Source organism: Streptococcus hyovaginalis DSM 12219 (assembly GCF_000420785.1).
Lineage (GTDB): Bacteria > Bacillota > Bacilli > Lactobacillales > Streptococcaceae > Streptococcus > Streptococcus hyovaginalis.
On record NZ_ATVP01000003.1, the window covers coordinates 143,820 to 167,749 of the forward strand.

Sequence of the window (23,930 nt, forward strand, 5' to 3'; positions counted from 1 at the left end):
GAGATGGCAGGATCTCTTAGCGAAATAAAAGGTAAGATTGCTTCTACTAAGAAGACAAGTCAAATTACTGGTGCGATGCAAATGGTATCTGCAGCGAAGCTAACGAAATCAGAGCAAGCGGCTAAAGACTTTCAAGTGTATGCCAGCAAGGTTCGTCAGATCACAACAGATTTGATGAAATCAGAGTTATTGACGGGTTCTTCTAATCCATTGTTGATCTCGCGCCCCATTAAACGGACAGGTTACATTGTCATTACTTCTGATAAAGGCTTGGTGGGGGGGTATAACTCCACTATCCTAAAGTCAATGATGGACATCATACACGAATACCACTCCAATGATCGTGATTTTGAGATCATTGCTATCGGTGGTATGGGGGCTGATTTTTTCAAAGCGCGTGGGTTTGATGTTGCTTTTGAATTGCGCGGTTTAGAAGATCAGCCAAGTTTTGAAGAAGTAGCGCAAATTATTGCTAAATCTGTTGAGATGTATAAGACGGAACTTTTTGATGAACTATACGTCTGTTACACACATCATGTTAATAGTCTAACGAGTCAAGTTCGCGTTCAACAAATGTTGCCAATTACAGAGTTGGATGCTGCAGAAGCGAGTGAGTATCATTCCTTTGAACTTGAACCTAATCGTGAAGCTATTTTAGAGCAACTGTTACCCCAGTATACAGAAAGTTTGATTTACGGGGCGATTGTTGATGCGAAAACAGCAGAGCATGCAGCAGGTATGAGTGCCATGCAGACAGCAACTGATAATGCGAAAAATGTTATCAATGATTTGACAATTCAGTATAATCGTGCCCGTCAGGCAGAGATTACACAAGAAATTACAGAAATTGTAGCTGGTGCTAGTGCTCTCGAATAACTAGAGAGCCTCACGGCTTTACAATGACTTCTGTGGAAAATAGAGACTGTTTTGCTGCAATTCAGTTATCAATAAAAATAAGGAGTGAGTAAATGAGCTCAGGCAAAATTGCTCAGGTAATTGGTCCAGTTGTTGACGTAGCCTTCAACACGAATGAACCTCTTCCTGAGATAAATAATGCACTTGTTGTTTATAAAGACAATGACCAAAAACAAAAAGTCGTTCTTGAAGTAGCTCTTGAACTCGGTGAAGGTTTAGTACGTACCATTGCAATGGAGTCGACGGATGGTTTGACCCGTGGATTGGAAGTATTAGACACAGGTCGTGCGATCTCTGTTCCCGTTGGAAAAGAAACGCTTGGACGTGTTTTCAATGTTTTGGGTGATACCATTGACTTGGAAGAACCTTTTGCAGAGTCAGTAGAGCGTCATCCAATTCATAAAAAGGCACCAACATTTGACGATCTTTCGACGTCAACAGAGATTTTAGAAACAGGGATTAAGGTTATTGACCTATTAGCCCCATACCTAAAAGGTGGTAAAGTTGGTCTATTCGGTGGTGCCGGTGTTGGTAAGACCGTTTTGATTCAAGAGTTAATTCACAACATTGCTCAAGAACACGGCGGTATTTCCGTCTTTACGGGTGTTGGTGAACGAACTCGTGAAGGAAATGATCTTTACTGGGAGATGAAAGAGTCTGGCGTTATTGAAAAAACAGCCATGGTCTTTGGGCAAATGAATGAACCACCTGGAGCACGTATGCGAGTTGCTCTTACTGGTTTGACCATTGCAGAATACTTCCGTGATGTCGAAGGGCAAGATGTGCTTCTTTTCATTGACAACATCTTCCGTTTCACTCAAGCAGGATCAGAAGTTTCAGCCCTTCTTGGACGGATGCCATCTGCGGTTGGTTACCAACCAACTTTGGCCACTGAGATGGGACAACTACAAGAGCGTATCACATCAACTAAAAAAGGTTCTGTTACCTCAATTCAAGCTATTTATGTGCCAGCGGACGACTACACTGACCCAGCGCCAGCAACAGCCTTCGCTCACTTGGATTCCACAACTAACTTGGAACGTAAATTAACCCAAATGGGGATTTACCCAGCCGTTGACCCATTGGCCTCAAGTTCACGTGCCCTTTCTCCTGAGATTGTTGGAGAAGAGCATTACGCTGTTGCCACTGAAGTGCAACGCGTTCTCCAACGTTATCGTGAATTGCAAGATATCATTGCTATCTTGGGGATGGATGAGTTGTCAGAAGATGAGAAAACATTGGTTGGGCGTGCCCGTCGTATCCAATTCTTCCTTTCACAAAACTTTAATGTTGCCGAACAGTTTACTGGTTTACCAGGTTCATATGTTCCTGTTGCTGAAACAGTTCGTGGCTTTAAAGAAATCCTTGAAGGGAAATATGACCATCTCCCTGAAGATGCCTTCCGTTCCGTAGGTCCAATTGAAGATGTTGTCGAAAAAGCTAAAAAGATGGGTTACTAGTGAGGTGATCACATGGCAGAAATGACAGTTCAAGTTGTCACACCAGATGGGATCAAATACGATCATCGGGCTAGTATGATTGTTGTTGGCACACCAGATGGCGAGATGGGGATTTTACCAAATCACGTTGATCTGATTGCACCACTTAGCGTTCATGAAATGAAAGTTGAGCGTGCTGATCAGGAACATACGGTTAATTGGGTTGCTGTTAATGGTGGGGTTATTGAGGTTAAAGATAATCAAATCACTATTATTGCTAACTCAGCGGAGCGTAAGCGAGACATTGATCTTGATCGTGCCGAACGTGCCAAGGCGCGTGCTGAACGTGATCTTGAAGAAGCACATGCGCAACACAGTGCTGACCAAGTACGTCGTGCTCAGGTGGCTCTACAACGTGCGATCAACCGTATTAATGTCGGTAACAAATAAGGAAAGATGTGGTAAATCAATTGCTTATGGATACAATCGATCATAGTAGCCATGACTCTTGTACTAGTAGCTTTCCTGATTATAGTTTCGCATTTTATAACATGATCAAGAAGAGGTTGGGCGTAAAGTCCAGCCTTTTGTTATGCCATTAATGGAAATCAAAACAAGCTAGTGATTGCATGGTGACAGCTATTCAGTGTTCCTTAGTCAATTAGAAATTGGAGAGTGGGAGAGAGGTCGAGCACTGTGTCAAAGTGATATCACTATCCTAATTGCGCGATAGTTGAGCAAGAGGATCCGTCATAAACAGCTTCTAGCGTTCTATGTATAATCACCACCATGTCCGGTAAATGTGGGTAGGCTATAAGGGTTTATCATGGTCTATATCTTTTGAAATAGGTGACTGATCGGCTTGGTGTTTCTTTTTTGGGCTATTGGCAAAAAACTGGTATAATATGGCTATGCAAACTATTTTTGATTCGTTAGCCTTGCTGAGTCATATGACTTTTATAGGTATTTTTTTTCAATTGTTAACGCATTTAGTGGATTGGAAAAAATGTTTAAAAGTGCGTCCGGATAATACTGGACAGATACGCTTGCTGGTTTTACTGATTAGCGTCGTATGTGGTTATCTTGCCAGTAAATTTTTATTGGAAATTATTGCCTTAAGTCAAGCATTTGCAAGTCTAATCTAAAATCATAAAGTGATAACGCTTAATTTGGAGAAATCATGGATAAAATAATTATTGAAGGCGGTAAGACACGTCTTAGTGGTACTGTTACGATTGAAGGGGCTAAAAATGCTGTTTTGCCACTTTTAGCAGCGACAATACTACCAACTGAAGGGACAACAACGTTAACGAATGTTCCGATGTTATCAGATGTTTTTACAATGAACAATGTCGTTAGAGGCTTAGATGTTGCTGTCGATTTTCAAGAGTCCACTAATACGATTGTGGTGGATGCTCAGGGAGAGATTCTTGATGAGGCGCCATATGAGTATGTTAGTCAAATGCGTGCTTCTATCGTTGTTCTGGGTCCTATTCTGGCACGTAATGGGCATGCCAAAGTCTCTATGCCGGGCGGTTGTACTATTGGAAGTCGCCCGATTGACTTGCACTTGAAAGGCTTGGAAGCTATGGGGGCTAAGATTACGCAATTGGGTGGTGATATTACCGCAAGTGGGCGGCTACACGGAGCTCGCATTTATATGGATTTTCCGTCTGTAGGCGCTACGCAAAATCTCATGATGGCAGCAACACTGGCAGATGGTGTGACCGTACTTGAAAATGCTGCTCGAGAACCTGAAATTGTTGATCTAGCCATTTTATTGACTAAAATGGGAGCTAAGATAAAAGGAGCTGGTACTGAAGTTTTAACGATTACAGGTGTTGATAAACTTCATGGTGCTGAACATCAAGTTGTTCAAGACCGTATTGAAGCTGGTACTTTTATGGTTGCTGCAGCTATGACTTCTGGTGATGTGCTTATCAAAGATGCTATTTGGGAACATAATCGCCCGCTACTAGCTAAGTTGATTGAGATGGGTGTTGAAGCACGAGAAGAAGCAGAAGGTATTCGGATTAAGTCAGACCTTTCAACTTTGAAACCTGTGACAGTAAAGACCCTCCCACATCCAGGATTTCCAACGGATATGCAAGCACAATTTACAGCTTTGATGGCTGCGGTTAATGGCGAGTCAACAATGATTGAAACGGTATTTGAAAATCGTTTCCAACATTTGGAAGAGATGCGACGTATGGGCTTGCATTCTGAAATTCTTCGTGATACTGCTCTGATTCATGGTGGAAATCCTCTGCAAGGTGCGCCAGTGGTGTCAACCGATCTACGTGCTAGTGCGGCCTTGATTCTAACAGGATTGATCTCAGAAGGAAAAACTGTCGTTGGAAAATTAACGCATTTAGACCGTGGTTACTATCGCTTCCACGAAAAGTTAGCTCAATTAGGTGCTAACATTCAACGAATTTCAGAGGATTAATATGAAACAACGGATTTTATACGTTTTAGGACAGTATATGTTCATTATCATTATTGCAGCTCTTAGTTTACTCTTTTTAGCGATTGGCTTAATTATTGGCTACGGTGTCATAGGAGATGGTAAAGATGCCTTCTCCATCTTATCGCTGGATAAATGGCAAGGGTTGCTTTCCAAATTTAATGTTAAGTAGGCTAGTCCTACTTTTTTGACGAGATGGGGTTTTATGCCTAAAAAATATTATTCAAAAAGAAAAACGACATCATTAGTATCGGCACTTGCTGTTATCATCCCTATCGCTGTAGGCTTAATTGCAGGTAGTGATCATCTTTCTGATTCCAATCCCCTGAGACAGATTGCTAGCGTTATTACTAATAATAAGGCTGATCAAATCGTTTCCAATGGATCAACTAGCCATGAAGACACACCTAGCCAAAGGTTGGCAGAGTCGGTTTTAACCGATCAGGTCAGGAAGCAATTGGGCAATGATATCCAATGGAATGGATCGGGTGCTTTTATTATTAATGGTAATAAGACGGGACTAGATGCCCAAGTGTCAAGTATGCCATATGTGGATAACCAAACTAAGCGGGTACAGGGAGCAGTAGTGCCGACGGTAGCTAACGCGCTTTTGTCTAAGCAGAGTCGTCAGTATCGTGATCGTGATTCAACTGGTAATGGTTCAACTGCTTGGAAGCCAGCAGGGTGGCATCAAATTCACGATTTACCAGGAGAATACGACCATGCCATTGACCGTGGTCATCTGATTGGTTATGCCCTTGCAGGTAGTATTAAAGGATTTGATCCTTCAGCCAGTAATCCCCAAAATATCGCTGTGCAAACAGCTTGGTCAAATCAAGCCAATGACAGCTATTCTACGGGTCAAAACTATTATGAAACACAAATTCGCCGGGCCTTGGATAATAACAAACGCGTGCGTTATCGTGTAACCCTCATTTACGATGGAGATAATATCATCGCCTCAGGCTCGCACTTGGAAGCAAAATCGAGTGATGGTAGTCTAGAATTTAACGTTTTTGTGCCGAACGTACAAAGTGGGTTGACCATTAATTATGCTAACGGGCAAATCCAAGTGAATGATTAGTGGTGATGTGAAACTATAACTTGTTTATGTTACAGTTTTTTGTTAAAATAGTAGTAATTGAATATATGTCTATGAGACTAGTAGCCTTAGGAAACTTTACAGGGAATGGAGAGCTTGACTGGAACTCTTCTAAAGTGAAATAAGAGGAATTCACTCATATTAAGGACAATGGAATGAAGGTCTGTTTAGTCGCAGATGAAATCGGATGGTACCGCGTGTCAACGCTCCGTGATTGGAGATGTGACACGTTTTTTTGTATCATGAGATTCCTTAAGGATTCAAGCAAAACTATTGATTATTGATGAAAGGAAGGTTTGGTTACGGTCACTAGCTGACTGCAATTAAACAAGAGCCGTAGGGTGTTTAGTGGTCGGTTTTACGAAAGTATTTAACCATCAGCCTAATAAGCCTGCTTGTGGATATGATGGCTTTAGTATAACCCTATCCCACTAGCATTTTCATGGTTCATAATATCTCATTTTTATGGATTTACAAGCAAAATTAGAAGAGTTGAAAACCTCAACGCAAACAAAATTAAAAGAGTTAAATGGCGATCACGCTAAGGAATTACAAGATCTGCGTGTCCAAGTTTTGGGTAAGAAAGGTTCTTTAACAGAGTTACTCAAGGGGCTGAAGGATTTATCGAATGACTTGAAACCTGTCGTCGGAAAACAAGTCAACGAAGTTCGTGATGTCTTGACAAAAGCCTTTGAAGAACAAGCTGAAATTGTTCAAGCAGCAAAGATCAAAGCTCAACTTGAGTCAGAGAGTTTGGATGTGACCTTGCCAGGCCGTCAAATGAAGCTGGGCAAACGCCATGTTTTAACACAAACTAGCGAAGAAATTGAAGACATTTTCATCGGTATGGGCTATCAAGTGGTAGATGGTTTTGAAGTTGAAAAAGACTATTATAACTTTGAACGTATGAACCTGCCTAAAGACCATCCAGCACGTGATATGCAAGATACTTTCTATATCACAGAAGAGATTTTACTGCGTACCCACACCAGTCCTGTTCAAGCACGTACGATGGATGCACATGATTTTAGTCAAGGTCCGCTTAAAATGATTTCACCAGGGCGTGTGTTCCGTCGTGACACGGACGATGCCACTCACTCACACCAATTCCATCAAATTGAAGGACTTGTTGTCGGAGAAAATATTTCTATGGCTGATCTTAAAGGAACACTTGAATTAATCAGTCAAAAAATGTTTGGTGCTGACCGTAAGATTCGCCTGCGTCCGTCCTATTTCCCATTTACAGAGCCGTCGGTTGAAGTAGATGTTTCTTGCTTTAAATGTGGTGGCAAGGGCTGTAACGTGTGTAAGAAAACCGGCTGGATTGAAATTCTTGGTGCTGGTATGGTTCACCCTAGTGTCCTTGAAATGTCTGGAGTTGATTCAGAGAAATACTCTGGCTTTGCCTTTGGTTTAGGGCAAGAGCGTATAGCTATGCTTCGTTATGGTATCAATGATATCCGTGGTTTCTATCAAGGCGATGCGCGTTTCTCAGAACAATTTTAAGTCTGCCTATGACCAAAATTGTGATTAAAGAGATTGGGCCTGAGCAAGCAGCAGAACTGCGTGAACTGGCTATGACAACTTATACGGAAACCTTTGGGCATGATACGACAAAGGACCAGTTAGAAGCATTTTTCAATAGCGACTACCATATTGATGTGCTGACTGCTGAATTATCCTCAGCAGAATCCGCTCACCGCTTTGTTTATGTGGATAATACTTTAGCTGGCTACCTCAAAGTTAATTGGGGTTCGGCACAGACGGAACACGAGTTGGAAAATGCTTTTGAAATTCAACGGATTTACATTCTCAAAGCTTTTCAAGGCTATGGCTTAGGAAAACGTTTGTTTGAGTTAGCTCTTGACATGGCTAAGAATAGTGGCTTTGACTGGGTTTGGCTTGGTGTTTGGGAGCGTAATTTTAAAGCTCAAAATTTCTATGCTAAGTACGGTTTTGAAAAATTTGCAGAACATGACTTTGTGGTTTCGAAAGACAAGATTGATACTGACTGGTTGCTCAAAAAACGTTTAAACTAGTGCTCATCAAATAGTACAAAAACAATAAAAAAGATTTTGAAAGGAAATACCCTGGCTCTAATATTGTAGATAAAGGATAGGATTTGCTGGGCTTAATAAGTCTCATATCTTACTTCTTATCTTACTGTTACAGAGTTTGGTATCTTAAATGTATGCTTGTATCTTATAAATGGCTAAAAGAATTGGTGGACATTGATGTCCCATCATCTGAATTAGCTGAAAAAATGTCAACAACAGGTATTGAGGTAGAAGGTGTGGAAACGCCTGCTGAAGGATTGTCAAAATTGGTGGTTGGACATGTCATTTCATGCGAAGATGTTCCAGAAACACATTTGCACCTTTGTCAAGTCGATACTGGTGATGAAGAGCTTCGTCAGATTGTCTGCGGCGCCCCAAATGTTAAAGTAGGTATTAAAGTTATTGTGGCTCTTCCTGGTGCTCGCATCGCTGATAATTATAAAATCAAAAAAGGAAAAATCCGTGGTATGGAGTCTCTTGGCATGATTTGCTCTCTCCAAGAGTTGGGATTGCCTGAATCTATCATTCCAAAAGCTTTTTCGGATGGTATTCAAATTCTTCCAGAAGATGCTGTGCCAGGCGATAGCATTTTCCCCTACCTTGATTTGGATGATGAGATCATCGAACTTTCAATCACCCCAAATCGTGCGGATGCCCTCTCAATGCGTGGTGTCGCTCACGAAGTGGCAGCTATTTATGGCAAATCAGTTCATTTTCCAGAAAAGGCAGTGACAGAAGATGCTAAAAAAGCATCTCAAGTGATTGATGTAGCGATTGCTTCAGATAAAGTGCTGACTTATGCTAGCCGTGTCGTGGAAAATGTGACAGTGGCACCAAGTCCACAGTGGTTGCAAAACCTGCTCATGAACGCAGGTATTCGTCCTATTAACAATGTGGTCGATGTGACCAATTATATCTTGCTATACTTTGGTCAGCCCATGCATGCCTTTGATTTAGACAAGTTTGAGGGCAACCAAATTATGGCACGTGATGCGCGTGATGGAGAAACCTTAGTGACGCTTGATGGCGAAGAACGTCAATTGACCGTTGATGATGTGGTTATTACTGTCGCTGATAAACCTGTTGCTCTTGCAGGTGTCATGGGTGGAAAAGATACTGAGATTGATAATGCCTCTAAGACTGTCGTTCTTGAAGCTGCTGTATTTGATGGTAAGTCTATCCGTAAAACGTCTAGTCGTTTAAATCTACGTTCCGAGAGTTCCTCACGTTTTGAAAAGGGAATCAACTTTGACACGGTGACGGAAGCCCTTGATTTTGCGGCAGCTATGTTGGAAGAATTAGCTGGGGGCACTGTCTTAGCAGGTCGTGTTCAAGCAGGTAGTCTCCCTACGGAACCTGTTGAGGTATCAACTAGCTTAGACTATGTCAATGTGCGTTTGGGAACGGCCTTGACCTATAGCGATATTGAAGATGTCTTTGCTAAACTTGGCTTTGGTTTATCAGGTTCTGCTGAAAGCTTCACGGTTGCTGTTCCTCGTCGACGTTGGGATATTAGTATTCAGGCTGACTTGGTGGAAGAAATTGCACGTATTTATGGTTATGATAACTTACCAACTACTCTTCCAGAAGCTGCGGGTACAGCAGGGGAGTTGACATCTACACAAAAACTTTGTCGTAAAGTAAGAACCATTGCTGAGGGTTCTGGTTTAACAGAAGTGATCTCTTATGCCTTGACCACACCTGAAAAGGCAGTGGCCTTCAATAGCACTCCTAGTCAGTTGACTGAACTGATGTGGCCAATGACTCAAGAGCGCTCAGTTTTGCGTCAGAATATGACGGCGGGTCTCTTGGATATTGTGGCTTATAATGTCGCTAGGAAGAACAAAAATATAGCGCTTTATGAGATTGGAAAAGTCTTTGAACAGACAGGTAATCCCAAAGAAGACCTTCCAAATGAGATCAATACCTTTGCTATGGCCTTAACTGGCTTGGTAACTGAAAAGGATTTCCAGACAGCAGCAACGCCAGTTGATTTCTTCTATGCTAAAGGTATTATTGATATGATAGTTGATCAACTTGGGTTGGATGTAACGTTTGTTGCTGAAAAAGAGATGACTAATATGCATCCAGGACGTACAGCGGCTATTATTTTAAACGATGTGCCAGTTGGTTTTGTTGGACAAGTTCACCCACAAACAGCTAAGGACTATGATATTCCAGAAACTTACGTAGCCGAGCTTAACTTATCAGCTATCGAAGCAGCTTTGACAAGTGATTTAGTCTTTGCAGAAATCACAAAATATCCAGCTGTTTCTCGTGACATTGCTCTTCTCCTTAACCAAGAAATCAGTCATCAGGCTATACTTGATGCCATTGAAGCTGCTGGTGTGAAACGTTTGACAGCTGTGAAACTTTTTGATGTCTACGCAGGAGACAACATTGAAGTAGGTAAGAAATCCATGGCTTATAGTCTGACTTTCCAAAATCCTAATGACAACTTAACGGATGAAGAAGTGGCTAAGTACATGGAAAAAATTACGAAATCACTCGCTGACAAACTGGAAGCAGAGATTCGATAACTTTTTTAGCTCAGGTCTTTGACTTGGGCTTTTAGATATTAGAAAAGAGGTTAGCGTGTATCAAACAAAGGTAAAAGGCGATAAATTGTATCATACCATTTCTGAAGGTTATGGCCAATCGGTAGAGTTGTTTGGCTTTACCAAAGACGGTGAAACACCCATGAGCTTGGTTAATATTGCTTTAGCGTCCTGTGTGACTATGTGTGTGCAAGGTTATTTTGCTAGATTTCATCAAGAAACAGTTGTATCCAGTTTGGTTGATTCAACTTATGATAAGGGAAATTTTAATCTAAAGATTGGTATTGCGCACGAGCTGGATGAGGAAATGAAGGTTGCGATTTTGACCTATATCGACCAGCAATGCCGTGTTAAAAAAATCCTTAGAGAAGACTTGGTTTATGATATTTCCCTGGAGGAAGCTTATGACATCTGATGTTGATGTTAAAGGACAGCTGCTAAAAGCTCAAAAAGAGTGGGCTTACCAAAAATATTGGGTTATGGCACATTCGCAACAGCATTATAACGCTTTGCGTCAACTTTTTAAGGGAAATGAGTGGTCATCAGACAAAGCAGAGACTTTTCAACATTTACTGGCTGAAGCAGAGCAAATCGAGCCAACCTTGCAGACTCTTCGAACCGCTTATCAGCATGTTTGGGGGTATTTTAAGAAAATTGCTTCCTCTGAAGAACGCGAATGTTATAAGCATTTTGATGCCACATTAGATAACTCTCATCGAGAGATGTTAGTATTTCTGCAGTCACTGACAGCCAAATACCATATTCCCTACCTTATGCAGTCTCGTTTACTATGCGAGGGACTTTGATATAAAAGGAAACCCAGGACGCTTCATGTAGTCCTGGGTTTTGCTTATTATAATTTTAATCTTTTGTCTCTTCAGAGCTTGAACTTGATGAAGATGATGACGCATCTGTTGATGTCTCCTCTTCAGGATTGAGTTGCATATAACTTGGTGCATTGAAGAGTTTTTGTGTCGACTGTTTGCCATGCTTGCTGTAGATACTTGTCGAAGCATCGCCTTTTTTATTCTCGATTGCTTTCAGAGCCTTCAGGGAGTCAATGTAAGAAATCTTACTGCTATCAACAGGTTTGAGACCATTGTCAGTATCAAATCTCAGCAGATCTCCGGTTTGGACAGCATCGCTCATCTTGAGCTGCTGGCTAACGGCTTCACGAATAGCTTTATTTTCTTCTTGAGTAGCTTCGTCAGGGTTTGTGATCAATTCTCCTGTAGTGGTGTTGTACAGCTTACCATCATAATTAGTGTATTTAGGCGTGACATAGGTACCTGAGCTTCTAAAAGCTACTATTTGTCGATTATCTGGTGACAAGAGATCTTGTCCTAATTCAACGTATTGGCTATTATCAATCCCTAAAAGAGAGAGTAGCGTTGGTAGGTGATCTACTTGGCCACCGAAGGTATTGCTGATGAAGCCCTTGTCCATGCCTGGGATGTGAATCATGTAAGGTACACGTTGTAACATGGCATTATCATACTCTGACCAGGTTTCAGGATTTTTACCTAGAAGTGGAGCAAGGCTAGTATTGCGCGAATTGGAGATACCATAGTGATCCCCGTATAAGACAATAATAGAATTATCGTAGACACCACTAGCTTTGAGATAATCAAAGAGAGCTTTTAATGAAGTATCCAGGTAGTTGGCTGTCGCGAAGTAACCATTGATGGTTTCATCATCTGTCTGGGCTAGTGGAAAGCCTTGCTCATCATCTTCTCCAGCCAGACTAGTGTAAGGGTAATGGTGGCTGACAGTTAAGAACTTGGTGTAGATGGGTTGCTGCATGTGTTCCAAATACTTAATAGAATCTGCTAGCATATGCTTATCATTCAAGCCGTACTGGAAGGAGTTAGACTTATTTAACTCTTGGAAGTAGGACTCATCAAAGAAATAGTCATAGCCCCATTGTTTGTAGGCATTATTACGATTCCAGAAAGTACCGACATTACCGTGGAAAACAGCGCTGGTGTAGTCACCATTTTGCTGCAAAATGTTTGGTGCGGCAAACTGGGTGTTGTCCCCACCATAGTTAACCATGAAAGAACCGCTGTTAAGCCCAAAGAGTGAATTTTCCATGAGCGTTTCAGCATCAGATGTCTTCCCAGCCTTAACCTGGTGGAAGAAGTTAGAGAAGGCAAAGGTTTCTTTAGAATGGTATAAAGAGTTGATAAAAGGCGTGACTTCGTAGTCCTTGCCATCGACGTTTAGCTTATAGTCGATTAAGAATTGTTGGAAGCTTTCCAAATGGATCATGATCACATTGCGGCCTTTAGCAATGCCATAATACTCTGGGTTTGGCGCAGCACGATGCTCTTTGACATAGTCTTTCACCTCTGTCAACTCTTCAGCAGTTGCCCCGCTTCGCTCTTTTTCTGCTTGATAGGCTTGGTTACCGCTATAGACAGAGAAAGATGGGAGACCGAGTGCGCGAACAAGATAGAAGTTCGAAAAGCCGCGCGTTAATAGTTCTGGACGATCGATTTCAGCCAAGAAAAGGTTAGCTGAGAAAAGAAGTCCTGAGAGTGCTGTAACAGCAAAACTAGCACGTTTATTAAAGGGACGATCATCTGTAGTAATTTTCTTTTTGAAAAAGAGATAGCCCAGCAAGAAGAAGTCCAAGACATAAAAGAGGTCTGTCGGTCTGATCAAATTAAGGGCAGAGTCACCAAGACCTGCAGCCGCCTTGCTACTGCCAAGCATGGTACTGACCGTGATGAAATCCGAAAATTCACGGAAATAAAAAGCATTAGCAATAATTAAGAGGGTCAGTAAACTATAAATGATCCAGGAGATGGTGTAAAAGACTTTTGTATTTTTAAGATAAAGGGCCAATCCAATCAAGAGTAAGCCAACTGGAATGGGATTAATAATGGTCAAAAAAATTTGATATAGATTTTCAGTGTTTAACACAAAGTCGATATTGTAAGCCCAAAGGTTTTTCAACCAATAAAAAAACAATAAAGTAAGGATAAATCCCAAACGGGTACTCATTACTTTAAGGATGGTATGATGTTTATTTTTCACAACAATTTCGTTCCTTGGTTTATTTTCCTAAATAAAGAATCTCAGATAGTATTATATCATAAATTAAAAGAGGACCCAAAAGAAAGTGATAAAAGAAAGTGATGTTCTCTAACTATTAATCATAGGATAATTTTGTTATAATGGATGGTATGGAAAGACTTCGTGTAAAGAGGCCAGTTGAAAAAAAGATTGCAAAGGGCGTCAAATTGCTGGAAAAAGGTGATTTGCCAGAGGTAGGCATAAGTGATGAACTTGTTTACCTTTATAGTTCTTCGGACCGCTTTTTGGTAAGGGCCTATTTGTCAGAGCAGCATAAGGGGATTGGTTGGGTCATTGATCGAGAGCAATCGGCTTTAAACCAGACCTACTTTGAAGAGCTGTTTAAAAAAGCTAGGAAAAACCGTGGGGCCTTTGAGGCATCTGTGACCACGACAGCCTATCGCCTCTTTAATCAAGAAGGGGATGGTTTTGGTGGCATTAGCATTGACCGCTATGGTGACTTTGTTGTATTTTCATGGTATAATGCTTTTGTTTATGCTATCAAAGATATGCTTGTAGCCGCTTTTCGTCAGGTTTACCCGGAGATAAGGGGTGCTTATGAAAAGTACCGTTTCCAGGGTCCGGCGGAGCAGTCTGCACACTTATATGGTGAGGAATCTCCAGAAGCTTACATCGTCTTAGAAAATGGGGTGCAGTATCACATTTTTCTAAATGATGGTTTGATGACTGGTATCTTTTTGGATCAACATGAGGTTCGCGGACGGCTTGTTGATGGTTTGGCTAGTGGAAAAAGTATTTTGAATTTATTTTCCTACACAGCTGCTTTTTCCGTAGCAGCAGCTATGGGAGGAGCTAGTCAGACGACATCTGTGGATCTGGCTAAGCGATCTGTAGAGTTATCCCAAGCCCACTTTGAGGCTAACGGTTTGGATTTGGCTAACCATAAGTTGATGGTGATGGATGTTTTTGATTATTACCGTTATGCTAAACGGCATGAGTTGACTTATGATGTGATCGTCATTGATCCTCCAAGTTTTGCCAGACATAAAAAGAAGACATTTTCGGTCCTAAAAGATTACCACCGGCTAGTTGAAGAAGCTTTAGATATTTTAAATCCAAATGGGATTCTGATCTTATCAACGAATGCGTCAACGATGACAGTAGACCAATTTCAAAAAGAAATTGACAAAGGATTTGCTGGCAAGTCTTATGACATCTTGTCTTTAGACCAACTACCAGATGATTTTAAACAAAATAAAAATGATGAAAGAAGTAACTACTTGAAAGTATTTACCCTTAAGGTTAGATAATGAAAATAGTTGTACCGATAATCCCCAAAAGCCTCGATGAGGTAAATGAATTAGATAGCTCAAAGTATGAAGGTGCCGATATCATTGAATGGCGAGCTGATTATTTATCAAAAGATGATGTGTTAAAGGTTGCTCCGGCTATTTTTGAAAAGTTTTCCGGTCATGAGATCTTGTTTACCATACGTACAGTAAATGAGGGTGGTTATGCCGAACTGGATGCTAAAGATTATATCGCTCTGTTGAAGGATGTAGATGCCCTTTATCACCCAGATTATATTGACTTTGAGTATTTTACCTATAAGCCTCATTTTGATCAGGTTCTAAATTTCCCCAATCTAGCTCTTAGCTACCATAATTTTCAAGAAACCCCAGAAAATCTCATGGAGATTTTTTCAGAGTTAACCACTTTAGCACCGCGTATTGTTCGGATCTCAGTAATGCCTCACAATGAGCAAGAGGTACTAGATTTGATGAACTACACGAGAGGCTTTAAAACCTTAAATCCTGAGCAAATTTATGCCACAGTTTCAATGGGGAAACTCGGAAAACTCTCACGTATTTCAGGCGATGTTACAGGATCTTCGTGGAGTTTTGCTAGTTTTGATGCAGAATCAGCTAGTGCTACAGGGCAGATCAGTCTTAACAATCTTAAAAAAGTCATGAGTGTCTTAGAAGAAGACTAGGCTCAGCTAAATGCTGATCCTAATATAGAGCATTTTGAGATAAGGGATTCTGTGAAAAGAGAGTAATCCATTTCTTTAGGGGTTGCTAACATAAGTGATGAATAACAAGAAGGTCTGAGAAGGCCTTTTTAGTTTGCAGCTGTCAGATGATCTTAGCCTATAAGTCATAGCAAAGGGAAGAGGCTGGATTGCTGGTTTTCACGATGCAGGCTTCTTGGTAATCTTGTGAAAGAAACCAGTAGGAGTTATCATTAATTGCCGATAGAAAAGAAAAAATATGATAAAATAGACCTATTGTTGGTCATTGTTTATCATTAACGATGACATTGGTGCCATTCATTGTGTAATGGTCGGTTAATAAGCGCTATTTAAGGAGGAATTACCCATGACGACTAATATTTATGATTTAGCAAATGAACTGGAGCGTGCAATTCGTCACCTTCCAGAGTATCAAACAGTTGCAGATGCCAAAGCGAAAATCGATGCAGATGCTGCTTCGAAAGCCTTGTTTGATGACTTTATTGCTTTTCAAGAGGATCTTTACCAGAAAATGCAATCTGGTCAAATGCCAACCGAAGAGGATCAAAAAGCTATCCAAGCGATGACAGAGAAGATGGAAGCTAATACTACTGTTAGAGATTATTTAAATGCGCAACAAGCACTTTCTGTTTATATTTCTGATATTGAACGTATCGTCTTTAAACCTCTACAGGAATTAACTGGAAAATAAAAGGTTTTCCAAGAGATAGCTAGAAAGGAGAGGAAAGCGATGGTTCGAAAAATTGGCATTATTGGCATGGGAAATGTGGGTGCGGCCCTAGCGCACGGTTTAATTGCGCAAGGAATTGGTGATCATTATGTTCTCATCGATCCACGAGAAGACAAGGTGGTCGCAGATCGGCTGGATTTTCAAGATGCGATGGTCAACCATTCCCATTTTGCCCAATTGACAGTTAATGACTACTCGGCCTTGTCAGATGCGGATATTGTAGTTTCGGCCTTGGGAAATATCCAGTTGCAGCACAATGCTAGTGAGGACCGTTTTGCGGAATTTTCCTTCATGCAAAAAGAAGTGCCTCAAGTTGCGGCTTCCTTAAAACAATCAGGTTTTAAAGGAATACTTTTAGTCATTTCGAATCCAGTTGATGCTGTTTCAGCGCTTTATCAAGCCCTAACCGGATTTCCTAAAAATCGTGTGATTGGAACAGGGACGCTGTTGGATACGGCTCGTATGAAGCGTGTGGTTGGTGAACGTCTGGGTATCAATCCTAAAAGTGTTTCTGGTTACAATTTAGGGGAGCATGGTAACTCTCAATTTACAGCATGGAGTCAAGTTAGGGTAAAAGGACAGGCGATCACAGATGTCCTTTCTAAAGAGGAGTTGTGTGACTTGGCCTATGCCTCAATGAAAGGCGGTCATACTGTTTTTTATGGCAAGGGTTACACGTCCTATGGCATTGCTGCAACAGCTATCAGAATCATTCAAGTTATTCTTTCAGATGCCCAGGAAGAATTGGTGGTGTCTAGTTATCACGATGCTCTAGGTACCTATGTTGGTTATCCGGCTATTATCGGACGTGAAGGAAGGATAGGATCTATTGATTTGCGTTTATCGTCAGAGGAAGACCAACAGTTGCAGACTTCTGCTAAGCTCATTAGAGATCGTGTATTTGAGGCTTTGGAGAAGTTATAAACGCTGAAAACCATCGAAACAATCTGTCTGTTAAGATAGATTGTTTTTTGTCGATCTGTTTTTCAGGTTCTTCTGGTCAATTCTTGACAAGCCTATGGATAAATTATAAGATTTTAAGGAAATCACTTTTTGTCTAATGAGTGGTTGTCTCTATAAATGAGCTTAGTAGATGAGAGAGTAGACGCTACCTTTTGTAAAATATACTTGTTTTAGCGTATTTTCTCAAAGGTATATAGAATAGTATGAGTATATGTTATGGCAAAAAACAACGCACAAAACTTATCGCATCACGAACAGTTGAGGTATGATTACCTTTTAAAGAATGTGCACTATTTGAGTGAGCGTGAAAAAGCTGAATTTCAGTATCTTCATGCGAAAAAAACAGCAGAATCTTCCATACCAAATGTGCGGCAGACGACAACTCCCTATTATGATGATTACGACTATGGTCATGTTGAGACCGATGCTTCTTCTGAACAGATAGGATATCCTCATCACGATGATGCCACTTTCGCAGAAGAGGAGTGGGGGAGCTCTTATGAGCCTTCTCAGCCACAATTCACAGATCAAGGGTTACCCATTTTTCCTGGCGAGATACGGCAAGAGGCACCAGAGCGTACTAGACATCAATCACGACAAGAAAAGCGTCAAGAAAAAAGACGGCGACAAGCAGCCCAATCAAAAACTGCCAGAGAACCTAAAAAATCACGGTGGGCTACCTTTTTTAAATTACTAGCAGTGTTACTGTTGGTGATGACTGGTGGTATCCTCATTATGTTCTTTAAGGGAATGACAACGGCTTCAGATCCCAACCGCAATTTTCAACCGGCTATTGAAGAACCGTTTGATGGGCAGAAGGCTCCAGATGGTACCAATATTTTGATACTGGGGAGCGATCGTCGGATTACTCAGGGAGATGCTGATGCGAGAACTGATACCATCATGGTAGTTAATGTAGGGAATAAGGATAAGGATATCAAAATGGTCAGCTTCATGAGGGATACCTTAGTCAATATTCCAGGTGTTAGTGAAACAGATTATTTGGCCGATCAAAAATTGAATACTGCTTTTAATGTGGGTGAGCAGAATAACAATCAGGGTGCAGAGCTGATGCGGGAGACGCTTAAGGCCAACTTTGATATCAATATCAGTTATTACATGATGGTGGACTTTGAGACTTTTGCAGAGGCTATTGATTCACTCTTTCCAAGCGGTGTTGCCATTGATGCCTCATTTGCAACGATTGATGGTGAATCCGTCGATTCGGTGGAGGTGCCTGATGATCTTCGTATGGATGATCAAGGGAACGTGCCTCTGCAGACCATTAAAGTTGGTAAGCAACGGATGGATGGTCGAACCCTGTTGAATTATGCGCGTTTCCGTAAGGATGATGACGGTGATTTTGGTCGCACTAAGCGTCAGCAACAAGTTATGAGTGAGATCCTCAAACAGGTTAAAAACCCAACGAAGCTGTTTACGGGTTCAGAGGCCTTAGGCAAAATTTATGCCTTAACGTCCACCAATGTATCTTATCCTTACCTCTTACAGACAGGCCTTTCAAGCTTAACGAGTGGTGACTTTAAAATCGACCAAAATACCATTCCGGAGCAAGGTGATTGGATTGATGAATATGATATCTACGGAGGTCAAGGTTTAGCAATTGATTTCGAAAAATATCAAGCCGAGTTGGTCAAATTAGGCTTTAGGTAAATGTGATATAATAGAGAGACTAAGGTCTCTCTTTTTCGTTTGAAAAATAGCAGAGCTGTAAAACTAGAAATGAGTCAAATAAATGCAAAAAAATGATATTGTTGAAGTAGAGATTATCGATTTAACCCACGAAGGACAGGGGGTTGCAAAAGTTGATGGTTTGGTCTTTTTTGTTGATAATGCCCTTCCAGGGGAAATCATCAAAATGCGCGTCCTCAAACTGAAAAAGAAAATTGGTTTTGGGAAAGTCGAAGAGTATCTGGCTTTATCTAACAAGCGCAATCAGACTATTGATGCTGCTTATTTGCGTTCAGGTATTGCTGATTTTGGGCACATAGTTTATGAGGAGCAACTCAAGTTCAAGCGCCAACAAGTTGTCAATAATCTTTATAAAACGGCTGGAATTTCTAATGTTGAAGTAGCTGAGACGCTAGGTATGAAAAATCCATTAGCTTATCGCAACAAAGCTGCGGTCCCTGTTCGTCGCGTTAATGGACAATTAGAAACGGGCTTTTTCCGTAAGCATTCTCATGATTTAATGCCGATTGAGGATTTTTACATTCAAGATAAGGTAATTGATGAACTGATTGTTTTTGTGCGTGATCTCTTGCGCCGTTTCGATATAAAACCATACGATGAACAAGAGCAGACGGGCTTGATTCGTAATCTTTTAGTTCGTCGTGGGCACTATAGCGGGGAAATCATGTTGGTTCTGGTCACGACACGTCCCAAGCTTTTTCGTATTGAGCAAATGATTGACAAAATCACAGAAGCTTTTCCTGATGTGGTGTCAATTTTACAAAATATCAACGACCAGAGCACTAATGCGATTTTGGGTTCAGAATTTCGTACGCTTTACGGTAAGGAAACTATCACAGATAGCATGCTAGGCAATGATTATGAGATTTCTGCCCAATCTTTCTACCAGGTAAATACAGAAATGGCTGAAAAGCTCTATCAGACAGCTATTGATTTTTCAGATTTAAGCGCTGATGATGTAGTGATTGATGCTTATTCAGGTATTGGAACCATTGGTCTGTCATTTGCTAAGCAAGTCAAGGCAGTTTATGGTGTCGAAGTTATCGAAACCGCTGTGGCAGATGCCAAGAAAAATGCAGAGCGTAATGGCGTTACTAATGCCCATTATGTTGCTGACAGCGCTGAAAATGCTATGGCTAAATGGTCTAAAGAGGGCATTAAACCAAGTGTTATCTTAGTTGACCCACCACGCAAAGGTCTGACAGAGAGTTTTATCCGAGCTAGTGTTGCCATGGCACCTGAAAAAATCACCTATATATCCTGTAACCCAGCCACCATGGCGCGTGATATCAAACTGTATGAAGAATTGGGCTATAAACTCCAAAAAGTACAACCAGTGGATTTATTTCCACAAACGCATCACGTGGAGTGCGTAGTGTTGCTACAACGAAGCAACGGGTAAAAATCCTTTATTTTAAGCACTTTTTCAAGCATTTTGTCTTTATTGAAAAGAGTGATTTTGACATAAAAAAGGTTCAAAAAAAGTACATTGATGTGAATGTCTGTTTGGATGTCGATTGCGTAGACAAAAAATAGATACGTCATAAAATATAATAGTTCAGCGAGGACATTTTAATAAGTGTTCTCGTTTTTTTATTTTCAGGAGGAATTCATGAAAAAGAAGGAACAATCATCACGCCAAATCGTGATGTGTCATCTCGTGGCTATTTTAGGAGTTGATATTGTGAAAGCAACACAGCTAATTGATGAAATGGAACAACTAGGTTTAATCCGATTTGATGAATTTGGAAATGTTGGAATATTAGTCTTGGAGGGACAATCATGAAACGAATTACCGCTAATCAGTATCAGACATCAGAGCGTTATTATAAACTCCCAAAAGTCTTGTTTGAGAGTGAACGGTATAAGGATATGAAGCTGGAAGTTAAGGTAGCCTACGCGGTTTTAAAGGATCGGTTGGAGTTGTCTTTGAGTAAAGGTTGGATTGATGAGGATGGGGCTATTTATTTGATTTATTCCAATTCCAATCTGATGGCACTTTTAGGCTGTTCAAAGTCAAAATTACTCTCTATCAAGAAAACCTTACGTGAATATGGCTTAATCGATGAAGTCCAACAGTCCTCTAGTGAAAGAGGTCGAATGGCAAATAAAATTTACTTGGGGGAATTAGAACATATGCCTACCCCAGTCTTACATACAGACGGGGCTAGTGTTAAAAAAACACTAGGGGGGGCTCAAAGAAAGACGGGGCCGGTCTTAAATTCAGCCCCTAGTGAGACTGAAGGAAGTGAAACTGAATATAGTGAAACTGAAGGGAGTGATTTCCTTATTGAGGACGAGGAGGAGAGGCAGCTAGTAGATGAGAAACAAGAAGAGAACTTTACTTCAAAAGTCGATGGCGTGACCAAGTACGATCGAGACTATATTTGGGGTTTGGTTCATGACCAGTTAAGACTGACGGGTCTATCTCAGTCAGCTAGTGACTATGCCATGATTTATTTTAGTGACCGTTATCAGTATGCATTGGAACATATGCGATTTGCTCGATCAGCGGAAGTAATAGCTGAATACGTATTTAATGGTGTGCTGTCAGAGTGGACCAAGCAACTGAGACGACAAGAAGTAAAGGGAGGTGATTAAGTTGATTTGGTGGATACTAGGTGGAATCTATCTGATTTCTATCGTCATTTTGATTTTTGAAATCATCCGTGCACCAGAAATGGATGATCATATATAAGCAAGAGTTTTACAAGTGTAAGGCTCTTTTTTAGTTGGAAAGAGAGGAAAAATGAAATTTTTAGATTTATTTGCTGGGATAGGCGGTTTTAGGCTAGGGATGGAATCACAGGGTCATAAATGCCTGGGCTTTTGTGAAATTGATAAATTCGCCAGAACATCCTATAAAGCCATGTTTAACACAGAAGGGGAAATAGAATACCATGACATTAAAGAGGTCACAGACCATGACTTTAGACAATTTAGAGGGCAAGTGGACATCATCTGCGGGGGATTTCCTTGCCAAGCATTTTCACTCGCAGGCAGACGATTGGGATTTGAAGATACTCGAGGGACTCTCTTTTTTGAGATTGCTCGAGCGGCCAAACAAATCCAACCACGTTTTCTATTTTTGGAAAACGTCAAAGGCCTACTCAATCACGACGAGGGACGGACGTTCGCCACTATCCTCTCCACGATGGATGAATTGGGGTATGATGTCGAATGGCAGGTGCTTAACAGTAAGGACTTCCAAGTCCCGCAAAACAGAGAGCGGGTCTTTATTATCGGACATTCTAGAAGATACCGTTCCAGATTCATATTTCCTCTCAGAAGAGAAAACAGCCCAGCTCATCTTGAGAGGCTAGGAAATATCAATCCTTCTAAACGTGGTTTGAATGGTGAAGTCTATCTGACGAATGCACTTGCTCCTACACTAACAAGAGGTAAAGGAGAGGGTGCAAAAATCGCCATTCCAGTCTTAACACCAGATAGACTAGAAAAACGCCAACATGGTCGTCGATTTAAGGACAATCAAGACCCTATGTTTACTTTGACCAGTCAAGACAAACACGGAGTTGTTGTCGCAGGAAATCTGCCGACTAGCTTTGACCAGACCGGTAGAGTATTTGACATTTCTGGCTTGTCACCGACCTTGACCACCATGCAAGGTGGAGACAAGGTGCCAAAGATTTTGCTGAGGGAGGAGCTGCCATTTCTGAAAATCAAGGAAGCCACAAAAACAGGGTACGCAAAGGCAACTCTTGGAGACTCTGTCAATCTGGCTTATCCAGACTCAACCAAACGTAGGGGACGTGTGGGAAAGGGAATTTCCAATACCCTGACGACTTCAGACAATATGGGAGTGGTGGTTGCTGCTTTGGAATATCGACAGGAAAAATGGTATGAAGTCACAAGCATTGTCTTAGAGGGGAAACTTTATCGCCTGAGAATAAGACGACTGACACCAAGAGAGTGTTTCAGACTTCAAGGCTTTCCTGATTGGGCTTATGAAAGAGCAGAAAGTGTTTCCAGTAAGAGCCAACTATACAAACAGGCCGGCAATAGCGTGACTGTCACAGTTATTGAAGCCATTGCCAGAGAATTTAGAAGAACGGAAGAGGAAGAAAAACATGAACTTACTACATAAGAAAAGTATCCTAGATTGTACTGAATTAGAAGAACGTATTCACCAAGCTGAAACCAATCAGCTATTACAAAAGATACTGTCGCTCCCCAATTTTGATTGTGACTTTGAGGTAACTTTTGAAGATGATTACCACAAAGAGATGAATGATCCCCTATTCTACGAATCCAATCTTCATCAGATTTCGGATTTTATGGAAACTAGGGATATTAAAAATGGTGTAGATACACTATTGACGAAAGACAATCACCTGGCCTTTCGTGCCTTTGGTGAAAATTATTCTGCTAGGGGAAAGGAGGGCATTTTAACGACTCTAGTGACGGTCAAGTGCTTTGGTGAAGGACGGATGCCCATTGATATGAGTCGCTATTTCTCAACTCCTGAACCAACAGTTGAAAATAGCCTAACCCTATAAGGAGGTGCCTATGCTTGAGGTATATCTAGGAAATAATACCAATACAAATCAAGATTTACTAACCATTTTGACGACCTATGGAGTGGCTTATCGTTGTACAAAAGCATGTGAGGTAAACCGTGAAATCATACTGTCACTCTTTGCCAAAACCACGAATTGTTTTGAGTTGCTGTCGCCACGATTTCTTCGCTTTAAGCGTCAATATACGATAAGTTTGAATGAGATGGTTCAGCTTATTCTCCAAAAGCCAGACCAGAATCTTCGGCTGCCTCTCATTGTCTGTCAGAATCACGTCTATCCAGCTATTGGGCTAGACGAAGTACGTACTTTTCTTCCCAGACAGGTAAAAGAAGAGTTGTTTCAGGCCAGTCTGATGAAACAAGTGACAGGGTAGGTGT

24 protein-coding genes are annotated in these 23,930 nt (G+C 41.1%); 23 read left to right on the plus strand and 1 reads right to left on the minus strand.

All coding sequences use genetic code 11. The features are described 5' to 3' along the window. Positions 1 to 3: 3 nt before the first annotated feature. From G574_RS0102970 to G574_RS0103025, 12 genes are all read left to right on the plus strand, one after another. Positions 4 to 876, plus strand: coding sequence for a F0F1 ATP synthase subunit gamma (locus tag G574_RS0102970; protein ID WP_017770516.1), 873 nt, complete (start codon positions 4 to 6; stop codon positions 874 to 876). 92 nt (positions 877 to 968) lie between these two features. Then, positions 969 to 2,375 carry a F0F1 ATP synthase subunit beta gene (atpD, locus tag G574_RS0102975; protein WP_029690900.1) on the plus strand — a complete coding sequence of 469 codons (1,407 nt, stop codon included), beginning with the start codon at positions 969 to 971 and terminating at the stop codon, positions 2,373 to 2,375. 12 nt (positions 2,376 to 2,387) lie between these two features. After that, positions 2,388 to 2,804, plus strand: a complete 417-nt coding sequence (locus G574_RS0102980; RefSeq protein WP_029690901.1) for a F0F1 ATP synthase subunit epsilon — start codon at positions 2,388 to 2,390, stop codon at positions 2,802 to 2,804. Positions 2,805 to 3,265: 461 nt separating this feature from the next. Further along, on the plus strand, positions 3,266 to 3,499 hold the full coding sequence (locus tag G574_RS0102985) for a DUF1146 family protein (protein WP_029690902.1): 234 nt from the start codon (positions 3,266 to 3,268) through the stop codon (positions 3,497 to 3,499). Between the two features lie 35 nt (positions 3,500 to 3,534). Further along, complete coding sequence (murA, locus tag G574_RS0102990) at positions 3,535 to 4,803, plus strand: UDP-N-acetylglucosamine 1-carboxyvinyltransferase (RefSeq protein WP_029690903.1); 1,269 nt, start codon at positions 3,535 to 3,537, stop codon at positions 4,801 to 4,803. Position 4,804: 1 nt separating this feature from the next. Continuing rightward, positions 4,805 to 4,993 (plus strand): DNA-directed RNA polymerase subunit beta, encoded by a 189-nt coding sequence (locus G574_RS0102995; protein ID WP_029690904.1) that lies wholly within the window; start codon positions 4,805 to 4,807, stop codon positions 4,991 to 4,993. Between the two features lie 33 nt (positions 4,994 to 5,026). Further along, entirely contained in the window at positions 5,027 to 5,905 is an 879-nt protein-coding gene (locus tag G574_RS0103000; protein WP_029690905.1) for a DNA/RNA non-specific endonuclease, read from the plus strand. 483 nt (positions 5,906 to 6,388) lie between these two features. Then, complete coding sequence (pheS, locus tag G574_RS0103005) at positions 6,389 to 7,429, plus strand: phenylalanine--tRNA ligase subunit alpha (protein ID WP_029690906.1); 1,041 nt, start codon at positions 6,389 to 6,391, stop codon at positions 7,427 to 7,429. A gap of 8 nt (positions 7,430 to 7,437) precedes the next feature. After that, on the plus strand, positions 7,438 to 7,962 hold the full coding sequence (locus tag G574_RS0103010; RefSeq protein WP_029690907.1) for a GNAT family N-acetyltransferase: 525 nt from the start codon (positions 7,438 to 7,440) through the stop codon (positions 7,960 to 7,962). Between the two features lie 152 nt (positions 7,963 to 8,114). Then, the gene (gene pheT, locus G574_RS0103015) at positions 8,115 to 10,520 is read left to right on the plus strand and encodes a phenylalanine--tRNA ligase subunit beta (protein WP_029690908.1); all 2,406 of its coding nucleotides are present in this window, start codon (positions 8,115 to 8,117) and stop codon (positions 10,518 to 10,520) included. A 55-nt stretch (positions 10,521 to 10,575) separates the two neighbouring features. Further along, on the plus strand, positions 10,576 to 10,953 hold the full coding sequence (locus G574_RS0103020; RefSeq protein ID WP_029690909.1) for an OsmC family protein: 378 nt from the start codon (positions 10,576 to 10,578) through the stop codon (positions 10,951 to 10,953). Continuing rightward, positions 10,943 to 11,344: a YbgA family protein gene (locus G574_RS0103025; RefSeq protein ID WP_051130521.1), complete on the plus strand. Its 402-nt coding sequence runs from the start codon at positions 10,943 to 10,945 to the stop codon at positions 11,342 to 11,344. The genes G574_RS0103020 and G574_RS0103025 overlap by 11 nt, the downstream gene beginning before the upstream one ends. A gap of 55 nt (positions 11,345 to 11,399) precedes the next feature. On the opposite strand, the gene G574_RS0103030 is transcribed toward G574_RS0103025, so the two are convergent. Beyond that, the gene (locus tag G574_RS0103030; RefSeq protein WP_029690911.1) at positions 11,400 to 13,547 is read right to left on the minus strand and encodes an LTA synthase family protein; all 2,148 of its coding nucleotides are present in this window, start codon (positions 13,545 to 13,547) and stop codon (positions 11,400 to 11,402) included. 182 nt (positions 13,548 to 13,729) lie between these two features. On the opposite strand from G574_RS0103030, the gene G574_RS0103040 reads away from it, so the two are divergent. The 11 genes from G574_RS0103040 to G574_RS0103095 all read left to right on the plus strand — a co-directional run bounded on the left by G574_RS0103040 (position 13,730) and on the right by G574_RS0103095 (position 23,926). Continuing rightward, on the plus strand, positions 13,730 to 14,890 hold the full coding sequence (locus G574_RS0103040; RefSeq protein ID WP_029690912.1) for a class I SAM-dependent rRNA methyltransferase: 1,161 nt from the start codon (positions 13,730 to 13,732) through the stop codon (positions 14,888 to 14,890). Then, positions 14,890 to 15,573 (plus strand): type I 3-dehydroquinate dehydratase, encoded by a 684-nt coding sequence (locus G574_RS0103045; RefSeq protein ID WP_029690913.1) that lies wholly within the window; start codon positions 14,890 to 14,892, stop codon positions 15,571 to 15,573. Before G574_RS0103040 ends, G574_RS0103045 begins: the two co-directional genes overlap by 1 nt. A gap of 385 nt (positions 15,574 to 15,958) precedes the next feature. Continuing rightward, positions 15,959 to 16,303, plus strand: coding sequence for a YlbF/YmcA family competence regulator (locus G574_RS0103050; RefSeq protein WP_017768652.1), 345 nt, complete (start codon positions 15,959 to 15,961; stop codon positions 16,301 to 16,303). 39 nt (positions 16,304 to 16,342) lie between these two features. After that, positions 16,343 to 17,266, plus strand: a complete 924-nt coding sequence (locus G574_RS0103055) for an L-lactate dehydrogenase (protein ID WP_029690914.1) — start codon at positions 16,343 to 16,345, stop codon at positions 17,264 to 17,266. Between the two features lie 255 nt (positions 17,267 to 17,521). Then, positions 17,522 to 18,976 carry an LCP family protein gene (locus G574_RS0103060; RefSeq protein WP_029690915.1) on the plus strand — a complete coding sequence of 485 codons (1,455 nt, stop codon included), beginning with the start codon at positions 17,522 to 17,524 and terminating at the stop codon, positions 18,974 to 18,976. A gap of 82 nt (positions 18,977 to 19,058) precedes the next feature. After that, positions 19,059 to 20,417 (plus strand): 23S rRNA (uracil(1939)-C(5))-methyltransferase RlmD, encoded by a 1,359-nt coding sequence (gene rlmD, locus G574_RS0103065; protein WP_029690916.1) that lies wholly within the window; start codon positions 19,059 to 19,061, stop codon positions 20,415 to 20,417. A 210-nt stretch (positions 20,418 to 20,627) separates the two neighbouring features. Next, a complete protein-coding gene (locus G574_RS11475; RefSeq protein ID WP_044693422.1) occupies positions 20,628 to 20,801 on the plus strand; it encodes a hypothetical protein in 174 nt (57 codons plus the stop codon). Beyond that, a complete protein-coding gene (locus G574_RS0103075; RefSeq protein WP_029690917.1) occupies positions 20,798 to 21,616 on the plus strand; it encodes a replication initiator protein A in 819 nt (272 codons plus the stop codon). The genes G574_RS11475 and G574_RS0103075 overlap by 4 nt, the downstream gene beginning before the upstream one ends. Positions 21,617 to 21,764: 148 nt before the next feature. Further along, positions 21,765 to 23,120, plus strand: coding sequence for a DNA (cytosine-5-)-methyltransferase (dcm, locus tag G574_RS0103085; protein WP_029690918.1), 1,356 nt, complete (start codon positions 21,765 to 21,767; stop codon positions 23,118 to 23,120). Next, positions 23,104 to 23,532, plus strand: coding sequence for a hypothetical protein (locus tag G574_RS0103090; protein WP_001050386.1), 429 nt, complete (start codon positions 23,104 to 23,106; stop codon positions 23,530 to 23,532). The genes dcm and G574_RS0103090 overlap by 17 nt, the downstream gene beginning before the upstream one ends. A 10-nt stretch (positions 23,533 to 23,542) precedes the next feature. Further along, positions 23,543 to 23,926, plus strand: a complete 384-nt coding sequence (locus G574_RS0103095; RefSeq protein WP_029690919.1) for a thioredoxin domain-containing protein — start codon at positions 23,543 to 23,545, stop codon at positions 23,924 to 23,926. Positions 23,927 to 23,930 lie beyond the last annotated feature (4 nt).

Coding starts and splice junctions, on each gene's coding strand:
- G574_RS0102970 (WP_017770516.1), top strand. CDS start 4: ATGGCAGGATCTCTTAGCGAAATAAAAGGTAAGATTGCTTCTACTAAG.
- atpD (WP_029690900.1), top strand. CDS start 969: ATGAGCTCAGGCAAAATTGCTCAGGTAATTGGTCCAGTTGTTGACGTA.
- G574_RS0102980 (WP_029690901.1), top strand. CDS start 2,388: ATGGCAGAAATGACAGTTCAAGTTGTCACACCAGATGGGATCAAATAC.
- G574_RS0102985 (WP_029690902.1), top strand. CDS start 3,266: ATGCAAACTATTTTTGATTCGTTAGCCTTGCTGAGTCATATGACTTTT.
- murA (WP_029690903.1), top strand. CDS start 3,535: ATGGATAAAATAATTATTGAAGGCGGTAAGACACGTCTTAGTGGTACT.
- G574_RS0102995 (WP_029690904.1), top strand. CDS start 4,805: ATGAAACAACGGATTTTATACGTTTTAGGACAGTATATGTTCATTATC.
- G574_RS0103000 (WP_029690905.1), top strand. CDS start 5,027: ATGCCTAAAAAATATTATTCAAAAAGAAAAACGACATCATTAGTATCG.
- pheS (WP_029690906.1), top strand. CDS start 6,389: ATGGATTTACAAGCAAAATTAGAAGAGTTGAAAACCTCAACGCAAACA.
- G574_RS0103010 (WP_029690907.1), top strand. CDS start 7,438: ATGACCAAAATTGTGATTAAAGAGATTGGGCCTGAGCAAGCAGCAGAA.
- pheT (WP_029690908.1), top strand. CDS start 8,115: ATGCTTGTATCTTATAAATGGCTAAAAGAATTGGTGGACATTGATGTC.
- G574_RS0103025 (WP_051130521.1), top strand. CDS start 10,943: ATGACATCTGATGTTGATGTTAAAGGACAGCTGCTAAAAGCTCAAAAA.
- G574_RS0103030 (WP_029690911.1), bottom strand. CDS start 13,547: ATGAGTACCCGTTTGGGATTTATCCTTACTTTATTGTTTTTTTATTGG.
- G574_RS0103040 (WP_029690912.1), top strand. CDS start 13,730: ATGGAAAGACTTCGTGTAAAGAGGCCAGTTGAAAAAAAGATTGCAAAG.
- G574_RS0103045 (WP_029690913.1), top strand. CDS start 14,890: ATGAAAATAGTTGTACCGATAATCCCCAAAAGCCTCGATGAGGTAAAT.
- G574_RS0103050 (WP_017768652.1), top strand. CDS start 15,959: ATGACGACTAATATTTATGATTTAGCAAATGAACTGGAGCGTGCAATT.
- G574_RS0103055 (WP_029690914.1), top strand. CDS start 16,343: ATGGTTCGAAAAATTGGCATTATTGGCATGGGAAATGTGGGTGCGGCC.
- G574_RS0103060 (WP_029690915.1), top strand. CDS start 17,522: ATGGCAAAAAACAACGCACAAAACTTATCGCATCACGAACAGTTGAGG.
- rlmD (WP_029690916.1), top strand. CDS start 19,059: ATGCAAAAAAATGATATTGTTGAAGTAGAGATTATCGATTTAACCCAC.
- G574_RS11475 (WP_044693422.1), top strand. CDS start 20,628: ATGAAAAAGAAGGAACAATCATCACGCCAAATCGTGATGTGTCATCTC.
- G574_RS0103075 (WP_029690917.1), top strand. CDS start 20,798: ATGAAACGAATTACCGCTAATCAGTATCAGACATCAGAGCGTTATTAT.
- dcm (WP_029690918.1), top strand. CDS start 21,765: ATGAAATTTTTAGATTTATTTGCTGGGATAGGCGGTTTTAGGCTAGGG.
- G574_RS0103090 (WP_001050386.1), top strand. CDS start 23,104: ATGAACTTACTACATAAGAAAAGTATCCTAGATTGTACTGAATTAGAA.
- G574_RS0103095 (WP_029690919.1), top strand. CDS start 23,543: ATGCTTGAGGTATATCTAGGAAATAATACCAATACAAATCAAGATTTA.